Consider the following 1,433-nt stretch of genomic DNA (forward strand, 5'->3'; position numbering starts at 1 on the left):
TAATATAAATTTCCAAGACGAAAACGGAATGACGATAATAATGCATGCTCTTATTAACGAAGAAAATAAATTTAGTAAAAACGATATAAAAAAATTATTGATGCAAAATAGAAACAAAATTGATTATAATATAGTCGACAATAATAACCGAACTTTGCTTATGTTCGCCGTCTCTTACGGAGATAAAGAAATAATAAACGAAATCGTAAAATACGGAAACGGAATTGACAAAACCGACAATAACGGACAAACCGCTTTGCATTGGGCTGTCTGGTATAATAAATACGATTCTGTAGAGGAGCTTATAAGATTAAACGCAAATCCAAATATAAAAGATAACGAATCTCGACTTCCGATTGATATCGCGGAATTTGAAGGTTATGAAGAAATATATCAATTTTTAAATAATTTAAACTCCAACTAAAAATATTGAAGACAAAAGCATCAATACAAGTTTTATTATAATCGAAACGCATAAAGAAGATATATTTCCCATAAGAAGAATTTTATTTACTTTTTCTATGAGTCTGTAATTCAATTCTTCCATATAATCGCCGACATTCTCTCTTTCGTATAATTCGCCGTCTTTAAAATAATCTCCGCCAAGTTCTATATCCAAAGAGCCAGCAATCGCGCATTCTAAAATCGCTTTGCTGTCTTTTCCGTCTTTTTTCAAAATTGCGAAAGAATTTTTAAATCTGCATTTCAAAAATAAAGCCGAAATCGTATATAATAAAAAAGCGCATAAAGAAAGAATTACATTTATAAGAAAGCAAATTTTTACGGCAATAATTTCAAATAATCTTTTATCCGTATTTTCGTCTATAGCGACTTCGTTTTTTGAAAGGGAGGAAATAGTTTTATACAAAAAACAAATCGGAATTCCGCCAATAATAAAAAGTATCATTAAGTAAATCGAATTCTCGGCGGATGTTATCGTAGAATATTCTATAGTTCTTTTTATAATAGTTTCCTCTTCCATATCTTCCGTGTCGATTTTTAGATTTTCTCTCAATATATCTCTCGCTTTATCGAAATTATTATATTGCAAAATTCCGTATACGCTCGAGCCGAATTCCAAAGGTTTTCTTATTTCCAAAATATTATAAAATAAAATCAATTCTATAATCAAGCCGAATAAAAAATGTATTCCGTAAAATAATTTTAATAAATAAAAAGAAATTAAAAAAATTATAGCGACTATCAAAATTGAAATTATACTTCCAAACAAAAACTCGAGTATTTTATTTTCTTTATAAACTTTTTCGGACAAAACATTTCTAATTTTATCGAATAGAATTTTTATATAAGCGAATATATCAATTTTGAATTTGTTTAGAAATATATCCATAAGAAAAGATATTGGAAGTATTAATAATGCGTTCATTTTTTATTCGGCTTGATTATAGAATTGATTTTATTTTATAATATTT

At 27.4% G+C, this 1,433-nt stretch carries 2 protein-coding genes; one reads left to right on the plus strand and one right to left on the minus strand.

The window, feature by feature from the left end; translation table 11 throughout:
• Positions 1-424: ankyrin repeat domain-containing protein (locus EZH24_RS11825; RefSeq protein ID WP_137999279.1), on the plus strand; the 424-nt coding region annotated here is incomplete at its 5' end.
• On the opposite strand, the gene EZH24_RS11830 is transcribed toward EZH24_RS11825, so the two are convergent.
• Positions 410-1,387 (minus strand): cobalamin biosynthesis protein, encoded by a 978-nt coding sequence (locus EZH24_RS11830; protein ID WP_137999280.1) that lies wholly within the window; start codon positions 1,385-1,387, stop codon positions 410-412. The genes EZH24_RS11825 and EZH24_RS11830 overlap by 15 nt on opposite strands.
• Between the last annotated feature and the right edge of the window lie 46 nt (positions 1,388-1,433).

This window comes from Brachyspira catarrhinii (assembly GCF_005518285.1).
Taxonomy (GTDB): Bacteria; Spirochaetota; Brachyspiria; order Brachyspirales; family Brachyspiraceae; genus Brachyspira; species Brachyspira catarrhinii.